Source organism: Streptomyces sp. yr375 (genome assembly GCF_900110755.1).
GTDB lineage: Bacteria > Actinomycetota > Actinomycetes > Streptomycetales > Streptomycetaceae > Streptomyces.
The window spans coordinates 366467-384089 of record NZ_FOFF01000003.1 but is presented as its reverse complement, the minus strand read 5'-3'; the positions used below and the strand labels follow the sequence as shown (position 1 = coordinate 384089).

General features: G+C 72.5%; 16 protein-coding genes and 1 pseudogene. 7 read left to right on the top strand and 10 right to left on the bottom strand.

From position 1 onward, the window contains the following. Together BMZ82_RS06100 and BMZ82_RS06095 are read right to left on the bottom strand one after the other, a co-directional pair. Positions 1–181, bottom strand: a 181-nt coding sequence (locus BMZ82_RS06100) for a DUF4277 domain-containing protein (protein ID WP_256251779.1), incomplete at its 3' end; no start/stop codon positions are given. Positions 182–313: 132 nt separating this feature from the next. Continuing rightward, positions 314–2167 carry a Xaa-Pro dipeptidyl-peptidase gene (locus BMZ82_RS06095; RefSeq protein WP_093772416.1) on the bottom strand — a complete coding sequence of 618 codons (1854 nt, stop codon included), beginning with the start codon at positions 2165–2167 and terminating at the stop codon, positions 314–316. Positions 2168–2334: 167 nt separating this feature from the next. On the opposite strand from BMZ82_RS06095, the gene BMZ82_RS06090 reads away from it, so the two are divergent. Both BMZ82_RS06090 and BMZ82_RS40575 read left to right on the top strand, forming a co-directional pair. Further along, positions 2335–3816, top strand: a complete 1482-nt coding sequence (locus tag BMZ82_RS06090) for a M1 family metallopeptidase (RefSeq protein WP_093772414.1) — start codon at positions 2335–2337, stop codon at positions 3814–3816. Between the two features lie 62 nt (positions 3817–3878). Next, positions 3879–4052: a hypothetical protein gene (locus BMZ82_RS40575; RefSeq protein WP_177244405.1), complete on the top strand. Its 174-nt coding sequence runs from the start codon at positions 3879–3881 to the stop codon at positions 4050–4052. Between the two features lie 21 nt (positions 4053–4073). On the opposite strand, the gene BMZ82_RS06085 is transcribed toward BMZ82_RS40575, so the two are convergent. From BMZ82_RS06085 to BMZ82_RS06065, 5 genes and pseudogenes are all read right to left on the bottom strand, one after another. Continuing rightward, positions 4074–4994, bottom strand: coding sequence for a PfkB family carbohydrate kinase (locus BMZ82_RS06085; RefSeq protein WP_093772412.1), 921 nt, complete (start codon positions 4992–4994; stop codon positions 4074–4076). Positions 4995–5037: 43 nt separating this feature from the next. After that, positions 5038–5157, bottom strand: a pseudogene (locus BMZ82_RS41625) (Appr-1-p processing protein); the annotation flags it as partial. 204 nt (positions 5158–5361) lie between these two features. Continuing rightward, the gene (locus tag BMZ82_RS06075; RefSeq protein ID WP_093772410.1) at positions 5362–7539 is read right to left on the bottom strand and encodes a 3-hydroxyacyl-CoA dehydrogenase NAD-binding domain-containing protein; all 2178 of its coding nucleotides are present in this window, start codon (positions 7537–7539) and stop codon (positions 5362–5364) included. A 41-nt stretch (positions 7540–7580) separates the two neighbouring features. Then, positions 7581–8795, bottom strand: coding sequence for an acetyl-CoA C-acetyltransferase (locus tag BMZ82_RS06070; protein WP_093772408.1), 1215 nt, complete (start codon positions 8793–8795; stop codon positions 7581–7583). A gap of 64 nt (positions 8796–8859) precedes the next feature. Further along, complete coding sequence (locus BMZ82_RS06065) at positions 8860–10107, bottom strand: CaiB/BaiF CoA transferase family protein (RefSeq protein ID WP_093772406.1); 1248 nt, start codon at positions 10105–10107, stop codon at positions 8860–8862. A gap of 189 nt (positions 10108–10296) precedes the next feature. Here BMZ82_RS06065 and BMZ82_RS06060 point away from each other — a divergent pair, with 189 nt between their 5' ends. After that, complete coding sequence (locus BMZ82_RS06060; RefSeq protein WP_093772404.1) at positions 10297–11487, top strand: saccharopine dehydrogenase family protein; 1191 nt, start codon at positions 10297–10299, stop codon at positions 11485–11487. 43 nt (positions 11488–11530) lie between these two features. Here the strand turns inward: BMZ82_RS06060 and mmpA are convergent, their stop codons facing one another. Beyond that, positions 11531–11677 (bottom strand): morphogenic membrane protein MmpA, encoded by a 147-nt coding sequence (mmpA, locus tag BMZ82_RS06055; RefSeq protein ID WP_371271157.1) that lies wholly within the window; start codon positions 11675–11677, stop codon positions 11531–11533. 301 nt (positions 11678–11978) lie between these two features. Between mmpA and BMZ82_RS06050 the strand changes: the two genes are divergently transcribed. Further along, the gene (locus BMZ82_RS06050; protein ID WP_093772400.1) at positions 11979–12167 is read left to right on the top strand and encodes a hypothetical protein; all 189 of its coding nucleotides are present in this window, start codon (positions 11979–11981) and stop codon (positions 12165–12167) included. Here the strand turns inward: BMZ82_RS06050 and BMZ82_RS06045 are convergent. Further along, on the bottom strand, positions 12143–12841 hold the full coding sequence (locus tag BMZ82_RS06045; RefSeq protein ID WP_093772398.1) for an endonuclease V: 699 nt from the start codon (positions 12839–12841) through the stop codon (positions 12143–12145). The genes BMZ82_RS06050 and BMZ82_RS06045 overlap by 25 nt on opposite strands. 32 nt (positions 12842–12873) lie before the next feature. Next, on the bottom strand, positions 12874–13902 hold the full coding sequence (locus BMZ82_RS06040) for a WD40/YVTN/BNR-like repeat-containing protein (RefSeq protein ID WP_093772500.1): 1029 nt from the start codon (positions 13900–13902) through the stop codon (positions 12874–12876). Between the two features lie 420 nt (positions 13903–14322). On the opposite strand from BMZ82_RS06040, the gene BMZ82_RS06035 reads away from it, so the two are divergent. The 3 genes from BMZ82_RS06035 (at position 14323) to ddaH (ending at position 17592) form a co-directional block, all read left to right on the top strand. Continuing rightward, positions 14323–14739 carry a spore wall synthesis regulator SsgD gene (locus tag BMZ82_RS06035; protein WP_093772396.1) on the top strand — a complete coding sequence of 139 codons (417 nt, stop codon included), beginning with the start codon at positions 14323–14325 and terminating at the stop codon, positions 14737–14739. A gap of 279 nt (positions 14740–15018) precedes the next feature. After that, positions 15019–16644: an ABC-F family ATP-binding cassette domain-containing protein gene (locus tag BMZ82_RS06030; protein ID WP_093772394.1), complete on the top strand. Its 1626-nt coding sequence runs from the start codon at positions 15019–15021 to the stop codon at positions 16642–16644. A gap of 171 nt (positions 16645–16815) precedes the next feature. Next, positions 16816–17592: a dimethylargininase gene (gene ddaH / locus BMZ82_RS06025; protein WP_093772392.1), complete on the top strand. Its 777-nt coding sequence runs from the start codon at positions 16816–16818 to the stop codon at positions 17590–17592. Positions 17593–17623: the final 31 nt, after the last annotated feature.

The window sequence follows — 17623 nt, the reverse complement described above, 5'->3', positions numbered from 1 at the left end:
CCCCGACCCGCACCAGCGGCGCCGGCGAGGTCAACCGGTTCGCCACCATCGCCTCGATCACCTGCCCGTGGCTCAGGTGGGCGCTCGCGCCGCCCGGGCACAGCTCGTCGACGATCCTGGCTACATCCAGCCGGCGCAGAAACTCGGCAGCGACAGGCAGAGCACCCAGACGCTTCTCCACCACGGACACCACCGCGCACTCGAAGCGCTGACGCTGAGACCGTGGCCGCGGGGACCGGGAAGTCATCGACACACCCCACCCAACGCCACACCCCCGGCCCAGGACACCCCCGGGCCGGTCACACCATACGAATCAGCGACCCGCGAAGTACGGGACTAGCGGAACGCGGGCCGAGGTGTGGGACAGGTCCAGGGTGAGGGTCGGGGTGTCGGCGGGCGGGTCGATGAGGTCCTTGTCGGTGCCCGCGACGATCAGCGCGAGGCGGTGGCCCTTCGGTACGACGTGGTCGGTGGCGGCCAGGTCGAGGGTGAGGGTGTAGGGCTTGCCCGGGGTGAGCGGGACGCCCTTGCCGGGGTTGGCGTAGGTGCCGAGGTCGGCCCAGCCCCGGCTGACGACGGTGGCGGTGACGTCGGCGGTGTCGGCCTCGGTCGCCTTGAAGCAGGCGCTGTCTCCCGCCGTGCTCGCGCCCCAGCAGGTGCGGTCGGTGAGGGTGGTGACGCCCTCGCCGCTGCCGCCGTAGTCACGGACGGTGTCGGGTCCGAGGTCGACGAGTACGGCGGTCAGGTAGGCCGTGGCGGTGGTGGGCGTCGCGGTGACGGTGACCTGGGAGGAGCCGGCGACGCGCAGGTCGCGGGTGAGGGGCCCGGTGACGAAACCGGCCTTGTCGGGGGTCGGGGTGTCGATCCGCGCGGCCCAGTCGGTCTCGCCGAGGCTCGGGTCGTCGGTGAAGGCGGCGCTGCCCTTGCCCTGGCGCAGGCCGAGCGTGCCGACGCCGGGCTGGGCACCGGTCGACGGGCGCAGGGTGGTGGCCTGTGTGCCGCGCGGCGGCCAGACGGCGGAGGTGACCCACTGGTCGGGGTGTCGCTCGACGTCGGCCATGGGCTCGCGGTCGACGCCGTTGTCGTAGCCGAGGAGTTCGTGGTCGAACCAGCGGTGCAGGGTGTCGACCCAGGCGGCGCGGCGGAAGTCGAAGGGGTCGACGTGGCCGGTCTGGGAGAGCCAGATCTTGCGCTGGACGCCGTTCTTCGCGAGGGCGTCCCACCACTGGCCGAGGTGCTTGGTGCGGACGTTGAGGTCCTGCATGCCGTGCACGAGGAAGACGCTGGCCTTGACCTTCGACGCGTTCTTGACGTAGTCGCGCTCGGCCCACAGGGAGGTCCAGTCGCCGGTGCGCGGGGCCTCGTCGACGAGTCTGCGCTGAACGGCGGCGCACTTGGCGCGGGCGTCGGGGCTGTCGACGTAGTCGGAGAGCCAGTCGGGGCCGGAGTCGTAGAGGGGGGCGCCCTGGGCGAAGTAGTAGTCGTACCAGGACGATATGGCGCTGATCGGGACGATCGTCTTCAGGCCCCGCACGCCGGTGGCGGCGACGCCGTTGGCTATCGTGCCGTCCCAGCTCTTGCCGATCATGCCGGTTCTGCCGTTGGTCCAGCCCGCCTTGGCGGTCGTGGTGCCGGTGCGGGTGGTGTAGGCCTTGGCGCGGCCGTTCAGCCAGTCGACGACGGCCTTCGCGGACTGGACGTCGGAGCGCCCGCCGACGTCGACGCAGCCGTCGGAGCGGTTGGTGCCGGCCAGGTCGACGCCGACGAAGGCGTAGCCGCGCGGCACGAAGTAGTTGTCGTAGAACAGCGGCATCTGGACGACGTTCCCGGCCGTGTCGTACGTCTTGAGCTGGCTCTCGTTGCCTCGGCCGCAGCAGGAGTAGTAGGGGCTGGCGTCCATGATGACGGGCACCTTGCGGCCCTGTGCGGCGGGTTCGCGGGGGCGGACGATGTCGACGGCGACGCGGTCCGGCCGCCCGTCGTGGTCGCCGTCGAGTCCGGTGTCGACCCAGACCGCCTCGCGGACGGCGTCGGCGTAGGAGTAGACGGGCCTGCTCTCGCGGGGCGCGCCGTGGGCGGCCGCCGGGGTGAGGGAGGCGGCCACCAGGAGGGTGAGGGCGGCGGTCGCGAGCGGTCTCCAGACCGCGCGGCGCATGCGTGTCGACATGCGCGGGACGGTACAGCGGGCAACTCCCTTGCAGAAGAGGGCAATTGTGAGGCTGCTGTGGCGGGACTGTGCTGCCTGGCCGGAACTCGCCCACCGGGTCCTGTGGGGACGGGCGGGGAGTCAATAGGCTCCGAACAGCCTTCGTACCCCCACTACTTGGAGCTTTCGTGCACCGCAGACTCATCGCGCCGGGCGCGCTCGCCGCCGCCTCCGTGCTGCTGGCGATCCCGGCGTCCGCCGCGGGCTACTCCCCCGGCGCGCCGGGCATCGGCGACCCCTACTACCCGGCCTACGGCAACGGCGGCTACGACGTCTCCCACTACGACCTGCGGCTGACGTACCAGCCGGCCACGGACGAGTTGGCGGGGACGGCGACGATCCTCGCGAAGACCACCCAGGACCTGTCGAGCTTCGACCTGGACTTCCTGCTGGACGTCCAGGAGGTCCGGGTCAACGGGGCCACGGCCGCGTTCGCCGCCTCCGGCGAGCACGAGTTGGTGGTGACGCCGAAGCAGCTGCTGGCGAAGGGCAGTTCGGTGACGGTCGTCGTCCGCTACAGCGGGGTACCGTCGACGAAGAGCGCGTACGGCTTCTCCACCTGGCACCGCACGCCGGACGGCGCGGTCGCTGCGGACGAGCCGGAGTCGGCGTGGTGGTGGTTCCCGAGCAACGACCACCCGCTCGACAAGGCGACCTACGACGTGTCGGTGGCCGTGCCGGACGGCACCCAGGCCATCTCCAACGGCACGCTCCAGTCGACGAGTTCGCGCCTCGGCTGGACGCGCTACACCTGGCGTCAGAACAAACCGCAGGCGACGTATCTGGCCACGCTGGCGCTCGGGAAGTTCGACATCACGACGAGCACCTCGGAGGGCGGCGTCCCGGTCGTCAACGCCTACAGCAGGGATCTCGGGGACGGCGACGGGGCGGCGCGGGCGAGCGTGGAGCGCACCGGGGAGGTCGTCGACTGGCTGAGCGGGTACTTCGGGCCGTATCCCTTCGGGTCGGCGGGCGGGTATGTGCCGAACACCACGACGACCTACGCGCTGGAGACGCAGACCCGGGTGTTCTACAGTCCGCGGCAGTTCGCGAACGGCTCCAACACCTCTGTGGTGGTGCACGAGTTGGCCCACCAGTGGTACGGGGACTCGGTGTCCCTCAAGAGCTGGAAGGACATCTGGCTCAACGAGGGCTTCGCCCGGTACGCGCAGTGGCTGTGGTCCGAGCACGAGGGCGAGGGCACGGCGCAGCAACTCGCCGACTACACGTACGCCTCGCATCCGGCCGACGACGCGTTCTGGACGGTGCGGCCGGGCGACCCGGGCGCCGAGAACCAGTTCGACGCCGCCGTCTACGACCGGGGCGCGCTGGCCGTGCAGGCGCTGCGGAACGAGATCGGCGACGACGCGTTCTTCGCCGTCCTGAAGGGCTGGCCGCAGAAGTACGCGTACGGCAACGCGTCGGTCGCCGACTTCCGGGAGTACGCCGAGCAGGTCTCCGGGAAGCGGTTGGGCGCACTGTTCGACACGTGGCTGTTCCAGCCGACGAAGCCTGCGGTATCTGCGGTTTCCGCGGGGACGTTGACGGCGCCCGCGCAGCCGAAGTCGTGGAAGAAGATCGCGGCGACGAACTCCCTGCACGGAGGCTGAGTCGCGGCGCGCCTGCCGGGTATGACTGTCTGAAGGAAGCGTGGACAGCGACGGGAGTCAGCATGGCGGGGGCGGTCAATGACAACGGCAACGAGAGAGCGTGGCGGGTGCTGGCGGGGATCGGCGGGGTGGGGGTCGGGATCGGCCTGATCGCCGGAGTCCCTGTGCTGACTCTGCCGGGGGCGCTCTGCGCCTTCGTCGGCCTGATCGGGCTGGTGGTCACGCGACGCAAGTAGCCGCCGCCGTCCGCTCGTTCGCTAGTGGTGGGCTGCCGTCAGGAGGGCGTCGCGGGACAGGGCGGCGCTCTCGGTGGCCGGGACGGTACACGCGTACGCCCCGGCCACCGCGCCCAACCGGGCGCAGCGGTGCGGCGGTTCACCGCTGAGCAGGCCGAAGACGAACGCGGCGGCGAAGGCGTCGCCCGCGCCGTTGGAGTCCACCACCGGTCCGGGCGGGGCGACCGCCGGTATGTGGGTCAGCTCGCCGTCCGCTGTCAGAAGGTGGGCGCCTTCGGCTCCGGCGGTGACGACGACCGCCTCGGCGCGGCCGTGCCCGGCGATCCGGCGCATCGTCGCCTCGGGGTCGGTGAGCGCGGCGGCGGAGAGGAACACGACGTCCGCCGTGAAGGCGAACGGCTCGTGGTGCGGGTTCGCGCCGTCCCAGTCGTGCAGGTCGGTGGAGATACGGACGCCTGCCGCGCGCAGGACCGGCAGGGCGTCGGCGCAGCCGGGGGTGATGGCCACGTGCGCGTGGCGGCTCGCCGCGGCGAGGTCGCGCAGGGTGTCGGGCGGGAACCGGTCGTCGGGCCGCCCGCGGCTGGTGTCGTACAGCGACAGCCGCCGCCCGTCCGGGCTCACCAGGTTGACCGCGCGCTTGGTGCCGGCGGGCTGCGGGACGGCGGTGAGGGCGATGCCGTGCCGCTCGTGCAGGGCCCGCACCAGGTCACCTTCCGGATCGTCGCCGAGGAGGTCGAGGTGGTGGGTGCGCAGACCGAGGGCGGCGAGCCCCAAGGCGACGAAGTCACCGGTCTGCCCGGCGCGGGTACGGATCCCCCGGTCGATCAGATAACTGTCGGCATACGGCAACGGCAACTCCGGCACATACACGACGGTGTCCACACCGGCCCCACCGAGCACCAGAACATCGATGCCCCGGCCGCCGCCCGTATCGACGTCCATACCGGAATCCATAACGGCGTCCACATCTGCGTCCATCTGCGCGCTACCCCTCCCCGTGGTCATACACCGTCACCGCGACGCCCCGCTCCACCAGCCGCTCAGCAACGAGCGGTTCGACCCGGGACCAGGTACCCCCGGCCAGGCCGCAGCCTATCCGTGGCATGCCGCTCCGCTGGGTTAGACGGGTCCATCTCGCCGTAGGCCCCCCGGAGCGTGGGTCTCTCCAGGTTGTGCGTGGCTGGTCGCGCAGTTCCCCGCGCCCCTTTCGGGCGCGCACACCTGCCCCACGCGGACAGTCACCGCCGACCTACTGCGGGAGTGGTTCGGGGAGCCGCCGGTGGACGGCTCCCCGTGACGGGCCGGTGGGTCAGCGTGTGTCGGTGAAGGGTTCGCCGCGGTCTGCCTTTGTCACAAGCAGGGCGGGTGGGGTGAAGCGGGTGCCGTAGCGGTCGGCGAGTTCGCGGGCGCGGGCTACGAAGCCGGGGAGGCCGCCCTCGTAGCCGTTGATGTATTGCAGGACGCCGCCGGTCCAGCCGGGGAAGCCGATGCCGAAGAGGGAGCCGATGTTGGCGTCCGCGACGGATGTCAGCACGCCCTCTTCGAGGAGTTTGACGGTGTCTAGGGCCTCGGCGAAGAGCATGCGTTCCTGCATGTCCCGGAACGGGATCTCCGTGCCCGCGCGCGTGAAGTGCTCGCGCAGGCCCGGCCACAGGCCGGCTCGCCGGCCGTCGTCGCCGTAGTCGTAGAAGCCCGCTCCGCCGCTGCGGCCGGTGCGGCCGAACTCGTCGGCCATGCGGTCGATGACGGCCTCGGCGGGATGCCCGGGCCAGACTCCGCCGGCCTCTTCCACGGCCCGCTTCGACTCGGCCCGGATCTTCTGCGGGAGCGTGAGCGTCAGGTCGTCCATCAGGGCGAGGACCTTGCCCGGGTAGCCCGCCTGGGCCGCCGCCTGCTCGACGGAGGCGGGCTCGATGCCCTCGCCGACCATGGCGACGCCCTCGTTGATGAAGTGGCCGATCACCCGTGAGGTGAAGAAGCCGCGCGAGTCGTTGACGACGATCGGCGTCTTCCTGATCTGCCGGACCAGGTCGAAGGCGCGCGCGAGCGCCTCGTCGCCGGTGCGCTCGCCCTTGATGATCTCGACGAGCGGCATCTTGTCGACGGGTGAGAAGAAGTGCAGCCCGATGAAGTCGCCCTGGCGCTCGACGCCTTCGGCGAGGACGGTGATGGGGAGGGTGGAGGTGTTGGAGCACAGCAGGGCGTCGGGGGCGACGAGGTGCTCGATCTCCTGGAAGACCTTGTGCTTGAGGGCGGTGTCCTCGAACACGGCCTCGATGACCGCGTCGCAGCCGGCCACGGCGGCGGGGTCCGCGGTGGGCGTGATGCGGGCGAGCAGCGCGTCCGCCTTGTCCTGCGTGCTTCGGCCCCGGGCGACGGCCTTGGCGCACAGCTTCTCGGAGTAGCCCTTGCCGCGGGCGGCGGCCTCGGCGGAGACGTCCTTCAGGACGACGTCGATGCCCACGCGGGCGCACGCGTAGGCGATGCCGGCGCCCATCATCCCGGCGCCCAGGACGGCCACCTTGCGGACGGTGCGGGGCTCGATGCCCTGGGGGCGGCTGAGGCCGGAGTTGACGGCCTGGAGGTCGAAGAAGAACGCCTGGATCATGTTCTTCGACGTCTGTCCGGCGGCCAGTTCGACGAAGTAGCGGGACTCGATGACCTGCGCGGTCTCGAAGTCGACCTGGGCGCCCTCGACGGCCGCGGCGAGGATGTTGCGCGGCGCCGGGTAAGGCGCGCCGTTGCTCTCCTTGCGCAGGCTGGCCGGGAAGGCGGGCAGGTTGGCGGCGAAGCGGGGGTTGGCGGGGGTGCCGCCGGGGATGCGGTAGCCCGGCCGGTCCCAGGGCTGCTGCGACTCGGGGTTCGCGTCGATGAAGGCGCGGGCCTTGGCGAGCAGTTCGTCGGGGGTGGCGGCGACCTCGTCGACCAGGCCGTTGTCCAGGGCGCGCCGCGGGCTGTACTGGGTGCCCTTGAGGAGGACCTTGAGGAGGGCGTCGGTGATGCCCAGGAGGCGCACGGTGCGGACGACGCCGCCGCCTCCGGGGAGCAGCCCGAGGGTCACCTCGGGGCAGCCGATCTTCGAGCCGGGGGCGTCGAGGGCGACCCGGTGGTGGCAGGCGAGGGCGAGTTCGTAGCCGCCGCCGAGGGCCGCGCCGTTCAGGGCGGCGACGACCGGCTTGCCGAGGGTCTCGATGCGGCGGAGGTTGCGCTTGATCTCCAGGCCGCCGTCGAACATCTCCTGCGCGGTCTCCGGGGTGACGCGGATCAGGTCGCGCAGGTCGCCGCCGGCGAAGAAGGTCTTCTTGGCGGAGGTGAGGATGATGCCCCGGATGCTGTCCTTCTCCGCCTCCAGGCGGTCGGTGACGGCGGCGAGGGAGGTGCGGAATGCCGCGTTCATGGTGTTCGCGGACTGGTTGGGGTCGTCGAGGACGAGGGTGACGAGGCCGGTGCGGTCCTGTTCCCAGCGGATGGTGGTGCTCTGTGTCATGACGGGGTCTCCGTAGAAGTCTCTGGCTGCCGCTGGGGTGGTCAGACGCGCTCGACGACGGTGGCGATGCCCATGCCGCCGCCCACGCACAGCGTGGCGAGGCCGTAGCGCTTGTCCTGGCGCTCCAGTTCGTCGACGAGCGAGCCGAGGATCATCGCGCCGGTGGCGCCGAGCGGGTGGCCCAGCGCGATGGCGCCGCCGTTGACGTTGATCCTGTCCAGGGACAGGCCCATGTCCCGCGCGAAGCGCAGGACGACCGCCGCGAACGCCTCGTTGATCTCGATGAGGTCGATGTCGTCGATGGTCAGGCCGGCCTTCGCGAGGGCCTTGCGGGTGGCGGGCGCGGGACCGGTGAGCATGATCGTCGGCTCGGAGCCGGAGACGGCGGCCGAGACGATCCGCGCGCGCGGGGTGAGCCCGTACCGCTCGCCGACCTCCTTGGAGCCGATCGCGACCAGGGAGGCGCCGTCGACGATGCCGGAGGAGTTGCCCGCGTGGTGGACGTGGTCGATCTTCTCGACCCAGTGGTACGTCTGCAGTGCCACCGCGTCGAAGCCGCCCAGCTCGCCGATGTCGGCGAAGGAGGGCTTCAGCCTGGCCAGCGAGTCGGCGGTGGTGCCGGGGCGCGGGTGCTCGTCGTGGTCGAGGACGACGAGGCCCGCGCGGTCCTTCACCGGGACGACGGAGCGGTCGAAGCGGCCCTCCTTCCAGGCCGTCGCCGCCCGCTCCTGCGACAGCGCCGCGTACTCGTCGACATCGCGCCGGGAGAAGCCCTCGACGGTGGCGATGAGGTCGGCGCTGATGCCCTGCGGCACGAAGTTGACGGCCAGGTTGGTCATCGGGTCGTTGAACCAGGCGCCGCCGTCCGAGGCCATCGGCACCCGCGACATGGACTCCACGCCGCCCGCGAGGACCAGGTCCTCCCAGCCCGAACGGACCTTCATGGCGGCCAGGTTGACGGCCTCCAGACCCGAGGCACAGAAGCGGTTCTCCTGTACGCCCGCCACGGTGTCCGGCAGGCCGGCCGCGAGCGCGGAGATGCGCGCGATGTCGGAGCCCTGGTCGCCCACCGGCCCGACCACGCCGAGCACGATGTCGTCGATCGCGGCCGGGTCGAGGCCGGGGAAGCGGGCGCGGAGTTCGTGGATGAGACCGACGACGAGGTCGATGGGCTTCGTTCCGTGCAGGGCGCCGTCCGCCTTGCCGCGACCGCGCGGGGTGCGGATCGCGTCGTACACGTACGCTTCGGTGCTCACTGGTAGGCCTTTCGGGAGGGTGGGCGATCGGGGCGGGGTCAGTCGCCCTGTGCGGAAGATCCTTTTACTGAACGGACGGGTGCGCGGACGCGTTCCCCGGGATGCTCCCGGGCGTGTCCTCGGGCGTGCTCATGGACGGGTCCTCGGGGGTGCTCCCGGGCGGGTCCTCGGGGGGCTGTGCCAGGTCCGTCACGAGCCCGGGTATGTCCCAGTCCCGGGCCACCGCGCGGGTGTCGGCGCCGGGGCGCGCGGGTGCGGTGCGGACGGCCGTGGGCGTCGCGGAGAAACGGGGCGCGGGGGCGGGCTGGGTGATGCCGGCGTGGTCGGTGAAGGTGCCGCGGGCCGCGAGGTGCGGGTGGTGCGGGGCCTCGCGCAGCGACAGCACGGGCGCCACGCACGCGTCGGAGCCCTCGAAGTGCGCCGTCCACTCGTCCCGGGTGCGGGTCCTGAAGCGGGCGGCGACGGCCTCGCGCAGCTCTCCCCAGCGCGCCCGGTCCGTGCGGGCCGCGCGGAGCTCCCCGAGGCCCAGGAGGTCCACGAACTCGTCGTAGAACTGCGGCTCCAGGGCACCGACGGCCACGTGCCCGCCGTCGGCGGTCTCGTACGTGCCGTAGTACGGGCAGCCGCCGTCGAGGAGGTTGGCTGCGCGTCGGTCCTGCCAGACGCCGGCGGCGAGCATGCCGTGGATCATCGCGGACAGGTGGGCGGTGCCGTCGACGATGGCCGCGTCGACGACCTGGCCGGTGCCGTGCACGCGCGCGTGGTGCAGCGCGGCCAGGACGCCCACGACGAGGTAGAGGGCGCCGCCCGCGAAGTCGCCGAGGAGGTTGGCGGGGGGCGGCGGCGGCCGGTCCGCGTCGCCGATCAGGGCGAGGGCGCCGGTGAGGGCGATGTAGGCGACGTCGTGGCCCGCGCGGTGGGCGAGGGGGCCCTCCTGGCCCCAGCCGGTCATCCGGCCGTAGACCAGCCGGGGGTTGCGGGTGTGGCAGTCCTCGGGGCCGACGCCCAGCCGCTCGGCCACGCCGGGCCGGTAGCCCTCGACGAACACGTCGGCGCGGGCTGCGAGGTCGAGCACTCGCGCGGGGCCTTCGGACGCCTTGAGGTCGACGATCACCGAGCGCTTGTTGCGGTTGGTGACGTCGTGGGCGGGGTCGACGGCGAGGAAGGCGCCGCCGGGGCGGTCCACGCGGACGACGTCGGCGCCCAGATCGGCCAGGAGCATGGCGGCGAAGGGCGCGGGGCCGATCCCGGCGAGTTCCACCACGCGCACGCCGGCCAGCGGGCCGTGGCCGTCCGTCCGTGCCGTTGCCATCCAACTCCCTCGTCGTGACCCGACCGATGCGACCGTGCCACCAGTGATGCTAAGAACGCGTTCCCGTGGGCACAAGAGTCGAACGAGCAAGCGCTTAGCCACTTTGCGGGCACCTGCCGTCGGGCTCCGTACCGCTCACGCTAGCCTCGGCCACCGACAGCGGCACGGGCTGCGCGGCAAAGGGGTGTCATGAGCAGGCTGAAAAGGTCGGACCGTCCGTACGGATCGGATCGTCCGTACGACATCGTGCTCTTCGGGGCCACGGGCTTCGCGGGCACGCTCACCGCGCGGTACCTCGCCGCCCACGCGCCCGAGGGGCTGCGCTGGGCGATCGCCGGCCGGGGCGTGGAGAAGCTGGAGCGGCTGCGCGAAGAGCTCGGCGTGGACGTCGGGGTGCTGCGGGCCGATGTCGACGACCCGGCGTCGCTGCGCGCCCTCGCGGAGCACGCGCGCGTGGTGGCCACGACCGTGGGCCCCTATGTGACGCGCGGCGAGGAGATCGTGGCCGCCTGCGCGGACACCGGCGCCGACTATCTAGACCTCAGCGGTGAGCCGGAGTTCGTGGACCTGATGTACGTCCGGCACGACGCACGCGCGCGGGAGACGGGTGCCCGCCTGGTCCACGCGTGCGGCTTCGACTCCGTCCCGCACGACCTGGGCGTGTACTTCACCGTCCGGCAGCTTCCGCAGGGCGTGCCGCTGACCGTGGACGGCTTCGTGACCGCCGACGCCACCTTCTCGGGCGGCACCCTCGCCTCCGCGCTGGGTCAGTTCGCGCGCGGCCGGCAGTTGGTGGCCGCCGCGCGGGAGCGCGGGCGGCACGAACCGCGCCTGCTGGGCCGCCGCGCCGCCGCGCCGGTGGGCGCGCCCCGGTTCGCCCCGGAGGTCGGCGCCTGGGCGCTGCCGCTGCCGACCATCGACCCGCAGATCGTGCTCCGCTCGGCGCGGGCGCTGGACCGCTACGGGCCCGACTTCCGCTACCGGCACTACGCGGCCGTACGGCGGCTGCCCGTCGCCGTGGGCGGGGTCGCGGCGGTCGGGACGCTCGTCGCGGCGGCCCAACTGCCGCCCGCCCGGCACTGGTTGTCGGACCGGCTCAAGCCGGGCGAGGGGCCGAGCGCACAGCAGCGGGCCCGGAGCTGGTTCTCCGTGCGGTTCGTCGGCGAGGGCGGCGGGCGACGGGTGTGCACCGAGGTCGCGGGCGGCGATCCCGGCTACGACGAGACGGCGAAGATGTTCGCCGAGGCGGCGCTGTCCCTGGCCTGCGACGACCTCCCGCCGACGGCGGGGCAGGTCACCACGGCGGTGGCGATGGGCGACGCCCTGACGGACCGGCTGATCCGCGCTGGCATCCGTTTCCGGGTCGCGGCGAGCCGCTGAACGGGTTTCATGGCCGAACGGGTCTCATTGGGCTGAACGGGCCCTACAGGGGCCACTGCACGACCGTGTAGATCATCCCGACGATCCAGCCCAGCCCCGCCAGGACGGCGAGGATCAGCGCGGCGTTCACGGCACGCTCGACCGGGCGGTGGGGGTCGGCGGGCGGCTTCGGGGCACGGTGCGTGGTCATACGGTGCGTGGTCATGAGGGCCAGCCTGCCGGGCACGGGGCGGGGCGCACATCCGTACGAGTACTCAGACGACGTACTCAGACCCCCGCACCTCGCCCGCCTCACCGGCCACTCCCCCTCGCCCCTTGTCCCTTGTCCCTTGCCCCTGATTTGAGACTTTCCCGCTGCCCGCCCGGCCTCTGTCCGGCCCTCACACAGCTCCTCCGCTCCAAAGTGCCAACAAGCACTTCAATGAAACGATTGAAGTACTTGATCTGCTCGATCGGCTCGATCGGCAGACTCGGCGCGAAAGGGGAGCAGTATGAAGTTCGTTCTCGAGGTCACGGTGGACGAGGGTGCGGCGGCTCAGGATCCGGTGGGTGAGCTGGGGCGCATCCTGCGGTACTGGGGCGGCAACCTGAAGCACTACGCCCTGGAGGCCGGGGACGGTTCGGCCATCTACGACTCCGCGTACCAGGAGGTGGGTCAGTGGCGGATCGTCGCGTCCTGAAGCGCCTTCCGGCACAGTGAGTCGGCCCTGCGGGTCGTCTCCGGGAGGCGGAACTCCGGGGTGAGGGCGAGGGTGTGGGCGCAGGCGCCGTCCAGGGTGACGCGGTGGCCGACGGACACGAAGACCGGCTTCACGCCCGCCCTGGTGCGCAGCGCCCGCCCCACCTCGGCGTCGCCCGCGAGGAGCGGGGCCGTCGCTCCGCGCGGGGCGGCCGGGTCGTCGTACGTGAAGGTGAACGGGTTCTTGGCGACGCCGATCGTGGGCAGGCCGGTGAGGACCCCGAGGTGGCTGGCGAGGCCGAAGCGGCGCGGGTGGGCCAGGCCGTAGCCGTCGCAGACGACCAGGCCCGGCGGGCGGGGCAGGGCGTCCAGGGCGGCGAGCACGGTGGGGATCTCCCGGAAGGCGAGCAGTCCGGGCACGTACGGGAAGGAGATCCGCCCGACGGCGGTGGCCTCGGCGACGACCTCCAGGCTCGCCGCGTCCAGGACGACGGCCGCCGCCGCGACGACGTCCCGCTCGTCGTCGTAGGCGACGTCGACCCCCGTGACGTACCCGGTCCCGGGCGGCGGGCCCGGCTCGTCGAGCACCACCCGCGCGCGTAGCGCGTCCTGGACGGCGCGGGCCTCTTCCTCGGTCGCGGGCCAGCCCGCCGGGATGCTTACGGTCGTCGTCATAGTGGGACGAGCGTACGGCGGCGCGTCGGCTGCTAGTTCTCCAGGCTGGCGACGCGCCCTTGTTCGCCGGCGGCCCAGCAGCCGAGGTCGGGGGCGCAGTCCACGGTGTCGTACGAGCCCGGGTCGACGGTGCGCCAGGTGCGGCCGGCGTCGGTGGTCAGGTCGGTGCCGGTGGGGCCGACCGCGAGGGCGGCGGTGCGGCTGTGCGGGAGCCAGGCGACGCCGGAGCGATAGGCGGGCGGCGGTGTGGCGGCGGCCCGCCATGTGCGGCCCGCGTCGCCCGTCGCGGCGGCCGCCTGGGGGGAGGGCTGGTCCGCGCGGTAGTCGCCGCCGACGGCCAGGCCGTGGACGCGGTCGCGGAAGGCGAGGGCGAAGACCCCGCGCGCGGGGTCCCCGGCGGGGATCGGGGCGTCGGTGGCCGTCCAGGTCAGTCCACGGTCGGACGAGTGCAGCACACGCGCGCGTGCGGCCCCGCCGGTGGCCAGCCAGACGTCCCTGGCCCCGGAGGCGACCAGACACTGGCCGCTGGCCGCGAAGCCCGCCTCGCCGTCCAGGGCGGCCGGCATCCCGGCGTCGGGCAGCACCGTCCAGGAGCGGCCGCCGTCGCTGGTCGACAGGGCGCGGAACCGGCCGTCGACCGGGTCGCTCACGGCGAGGCCGTGGCGGCGGTCGAAGAAGGTCAGGCAGTCGTAGAAGGCGTGCGCGTCGGTGTTGCGGAAGGACTCCGTCCAGGTCGTCCCGCCGTCCTCGGTGCGATAGACGCGGGAGGCCTCGCCCTCGCCGATGGCGAGCACCACCGCGCGGCGCGCGTCGAACGCCTCGATATCCCGGAACTGCAGATCGGCCGCGCCGGGTGGTGAGACGTTTCGCCAGCTCTCGCCGCCGTCGGTGGTGCGCAGGACGGTGCCCTGGGTGCCGGCCACCCACGCGGTGGCGCGGTCGACCGCCGCGAGGCCCCGGAACCGTACGGCGGGGGTGCCGGTGTCCTTGAGGTCCCAGTGCGGGGCCGCGGGGCCCGGTGTGAGCGCCTGGGCGGGCAGGGTGGTCAGACCGGCGAGCATCGCCCCGCAGGCCGCCGCCACGGCCGTCCGGCGGCCGCCACCCCTGCGCGCTGTCCGTACCGCCTGCACCGCCCGCACCGCCTGTACGGCCTGCACCGCCTGTACGGCCTGCACCGCCTGTACGGCCTGCACCGCCCGTACCGCCCGTACCGCCCATTTCGTCCGTACCGTGCGTCGCGTGTTCCCCAAGGGCCTCATGGCGGGCGAAGCTAGCCGACGACTTTCGATGCCGTCCAGATGCCCCGATCGCCTCAACTGCCTTGTGGGGCACGGGAGGAGAGCTGAATCACTTCCGCGCATGGAACACGGTGACCGAGGTCACTCGGAATCCGTGTGCACGGAACGCCGGTTCCGGCGTCTCATCCAGTGTCCGGACCCATCGCCCGGGAGTTCGTCCCGCCGTCACAAGGGAGCAAGGCGTTGTCCACCGTCATCGAACAGCCCGTAGAGGCCCGTCTGGTCGCCGCCGCACCTCGGATGTCGAGCATCCCCGCCACCCTGCACTACGACCGGCACGATCCCTTCGCCGTCCGCATGACCTTCCCCGCTCCGGCCACCCTGGAGGGCGTCGAGGTCTGCTGGACCTTCGCCCGCGAGCTGCTGGCCGCCGGGCTGCACGGGGCCGAGGGCCACGGCGACGTCCGCGTCCGCCCCTACGGGTACGACCGCACGGTGCTGGAGTTCCACGCGCCCGAGGGCACCGCCGTCGTGCACGTCCACTCGGCGGACATCCGCCGCTTCCTCGAGGCCACGGGCGAGCTGGTGCCCACCGGCAGCGAGTACCGGCAGCTCGACCTCGACCACGGCCTGGCGGAGCTGATGCGGGACGCCCGCTGACGTCTTTTAATCCTTTGACTGTGTCGCCGGCCTCCCCTACCGTCTGACACGTTCCCGTTGCCGCCGATTGGAGAAGGACGTTGCTCGTCTGAGGTTCTGAGACACCGCGCCGCACCCGTGAAAAGGGGTGGGCGTCGCGTGCGACCTCGGCGTTCCAGCCGTCCTTGCGCAACCGGGCTTTCCCCATGCCCTCGCGCTCCCCGCTCCGCGGTGGTCGCCGCCTTCCGGTGTCTCGACACGCGTATGCCCCTGACCGCACACGCAACCGCGAGGCCCGCTTTGACACGATCCATCACCTGTACCTCCCTCGCCTTCTCCTGGCCCGACGGCACCCCCGTCTTCGAGGGACTCGACGTCGCCTTCGGCCCCGACCGCACCGGACTGGTCGGCGTCAACGGCTCCGGCAAGTCGACCCTGCTGAAGCTGATCGCCGGCGAACTCACCCCCGCCGACGGCGCCGTGCGCCGCACCGGCGAGGTCGGCCACCTCCCGCAGAACGTCACCCTGGACACCGCCCTCAAGGTCGACGAGGCGCTCGGCATCGCCGCCCGCCGGGCCGCCCTGCACGCCATCGAGGCCGGTGACGCGTCCGAGGCCCACTTCGAGACCGTCGGCGACGACTGGGACGTCGAGGAACGCGCCCTGGCCACCCTCGGCGAGCTCGGACTCGGCCACATCGGCCTGGACCGCACCATCGGCGAGGTGTCGGGCGGCGAGTCCGTCCTGCTGCGGCTGGCCGCCCTGCTGCTGCGCCGCCCGGACGTCCTGTTGCTGGACGAGCCGACCAACAACCTCGACCTGTACGCCCGCCGCCGGCTGTACGCGGCCGTCGCGTCCTGGCCGGGCGTGCTGGTCGTGGTCAGTCACGACCGGGAACTGCTCGACCTCGTCGACCAGATCGCCGACCTCCGCTCCGGGGAGATCACCTGGTACGGCGGCAACTTCTCGGCGTACGAGGACGCCCTCCTCACCGAGCAGGAGGCCGCCGAACGCATGGTGCGCGTCGCGGAGTCCGACCTGCGCAAACAGAAGCGCGACCTGACCGACGCGCGGGCCAAGCTGGCCCGGCGCAAGCGGTACGGGCAGAAGATGTCCGACCAGAAACGCGAACCGAAGATCGTCATGGGGGCGCGCAAGCGCGCGGCGCAGGAGTCCGCGGGCAAGCACCGCATCATGCACGAGGAGAAGCTCGCCGAGGCCAAGGAGCGGCTCGACGACGCGGTGGAGGCCGTACGGGACGACGACGAGATCCGCGTCGACCTGCCGTACACGGCCGTCCCGCCGGGGCGTGACGTGCTCACGCTCCTGGATCTGCGGCTGGCGTACGGCGCGCGCGTGGCGGGCGGTCTCGATCTGCGCGGCCCCGAGCGGGTGGCGCTGGTCGGGCGCAACGGCGCGGGCAAGACGACGCTGCTGCGCACGATCGCCGGGGAGCTGGCGCCGGTGGCGGGCGAGGCGCACGCGCGCGTGCCGCTGCGTTTCCTGCCCCAGCGCCTCGACGTCCTCGACGGCGCGCTCACGGTCGCCGAGAACGTGGCCCGGTTCGCGCCCGCCGCCACCCAGAACCGGATCCGGGCCCGGCTGGCCCGCTTCCTGTTCCGGGGCGCCCGCGCCGACCAGAAGGCGGCCACACTGTCCGGCGGGGAGCGCTTCCGCGCGACCCTGGCGGCCCTGATGCTGGCCGAGCCCGCACCGCAACTGCTCCTCCTGGACGAGCCGACCAACAACCTGGACATGGCCAGCGTCCGCCAGCTCACCATGGCCCTGGAGTCGTACGAGGGCGCGCTGATCGTGGCCAGCCACGACGTGCCGTTCCTGGAGTCGATCGGCATCACCCGGTGGCTGCTGCTGGACGGGGAACTGCGCGAGACGACGGCGGCGGAGGTGGTGGTCGATCTGAGGTAGGGCTCGATCCGCGGCAGGGCCGGCCGGGCCGGCGCGGGGCTCATGGTCACCGCGCGTTGTCACCGCCGGTTGTTACCGGGGGGTTTTGCCCTCGTGGTTCCGCCCTGCATGATGGCTGACCGGCGCCACGCCCGGGGCGCCGGTTTGTGCCACCGATTCGGAGACCTGGACGTGCCCAGCAAGAAGGCCCTCATACGCCGCCCCAGCCCGCGCCTCGCCGAAGGCCTGGTGACGCACGTCGAGCGGGAGAAGGTCGACGTGGGGCTCGCCCTGGAGCAGTGGGAGGCGTACGCCGAGGCGCTGCGCACGCACGGCTGGGAGACCGTCGAGGTCGACCCGGCCGACGACTGCCCGGACTCCGTGTTCGTCGAGGACGCGGTGGTCATGTACAAGAACGTCGCCCTGATCGCGCGCTCCGGCGCCGAGTCCCGGCGCGACGAGACCATCGGCGTCGAGGAGGCCGTGGCCCGCCTCGGCTGCTCGGTCAACTGGATCTGGGAGCCGGGCACGCTGGACGGCGGTGACGTGCTCAAGGTCGGCGACACCCTCTACGTCGGCCGCGGCGGGCGGACCAACGCGGCCGGCGTCCAGCAACTGCGGGCCGCCTTCGAACCGCTCGGGGCGCAGGTCGTGGCCGTGCCGGTGAGCAAGGTGCTGCACCTGAAGTCGGCGGTCACGGCGCTGCCCGACGGCACGGTGATCGGGCACATCCCCCAGGTGGACCGGCCGTCGCTGTTCCCGCGCTTCCTGCCGGTGCCCGAGGAGTCCGGCGCGCACGTGGTGCTCCTCGGCGGCCCCCACGTGCTCATGGCGGCCGGCGCGCCCAAGACGGCGGAACTGCTCGCCGGACTCGGTCTCGAACCCGTCGTGGTCGACATCGGCGAGTTCGAGAAGCTCGAGGGCTGTGTGACGTGCCTCTCGGTGCGGCTGCGCGGGCTGTACGCCTGAATGGGTGATCGGATCACCTTTTCAGCCCTGG

Excerpts from the sequence above, each read along its gene's own strand:
- BMZ82_RS06095 (WP_093772416.1), bottom strand. The coding sequence starts at position 2,167 with ATGTCGACACGCATGCGCCGCGCGGTCTGGAGACCGCTCGCGACCGCC.
- BMZ82_RS06040 (WP_093772500.1), bottom strand. The coding sequence starts at position 13,902 with ATGCTCGCCGGTCTGACCACCCTGCCCGCCCAGGCGCTCACACCGGGC.
- BMZ82_RS06085 (WP_093772412.1), bottom strand. The coding sequence starts at position 4,994 with ATGGACGTCGATACGGGCGGCGGCCGGGGCATCGATGTTCTGGTGCTC.
- mmpA (WP_371271157.1), bottom strand. The coding sequence starts at position 11,677 with ATGACCACGCACCGTGCCCCGAAGCCGCCCGCCGACCCCCACCGCCCG.
- BMZ82_RS06045 (WP_093772398.1), bottom strand. The coding sequence starts at position 12,841 with ATGACGACGACCGTAAGCATCCCGGCGGGCTGGCCCGCGACCGAGGAA.
- BMZ82_RS40575 (WP_177244405.1), top strand. The coding sequence starts at position 3,879 with ATGGCGGGGGCGGTCAATGACAACGGCAACGAGAGAGCGTGGCGGGTG.
- BMZ82_RS06065 (WP_093772406.1), bottom strand. The coding sequence starts at position 10,107 with ATGGCAACGGCACGGACGGACGGCCACGGCCCGCTGGCCGGCGTGCGC.
- BMZ82_RS06075 (WP_093772410.1), bottom strand. The coding sequence starts at position 7,539 with ATGACACAGAGCACCACCATCCGCTGGGAACAGGACCGCACCGGCCTC.
- BMZ82_RS06050 (WP_093772400.1), top strand. The coding sequence starts at position 11,979 with ATGAAGTTCGTTCTCGAGGTCACGGTGGACGAGGGTGCGGCGGCTCAG.
- BMZ82_RS06060 (WP_093772404.1), top strand. The coding sequence starts at position 10,297 with ATGAGCAGGCTGAAAAGGTCGGACCGTCCGTACGGATCGGATCGTCCG.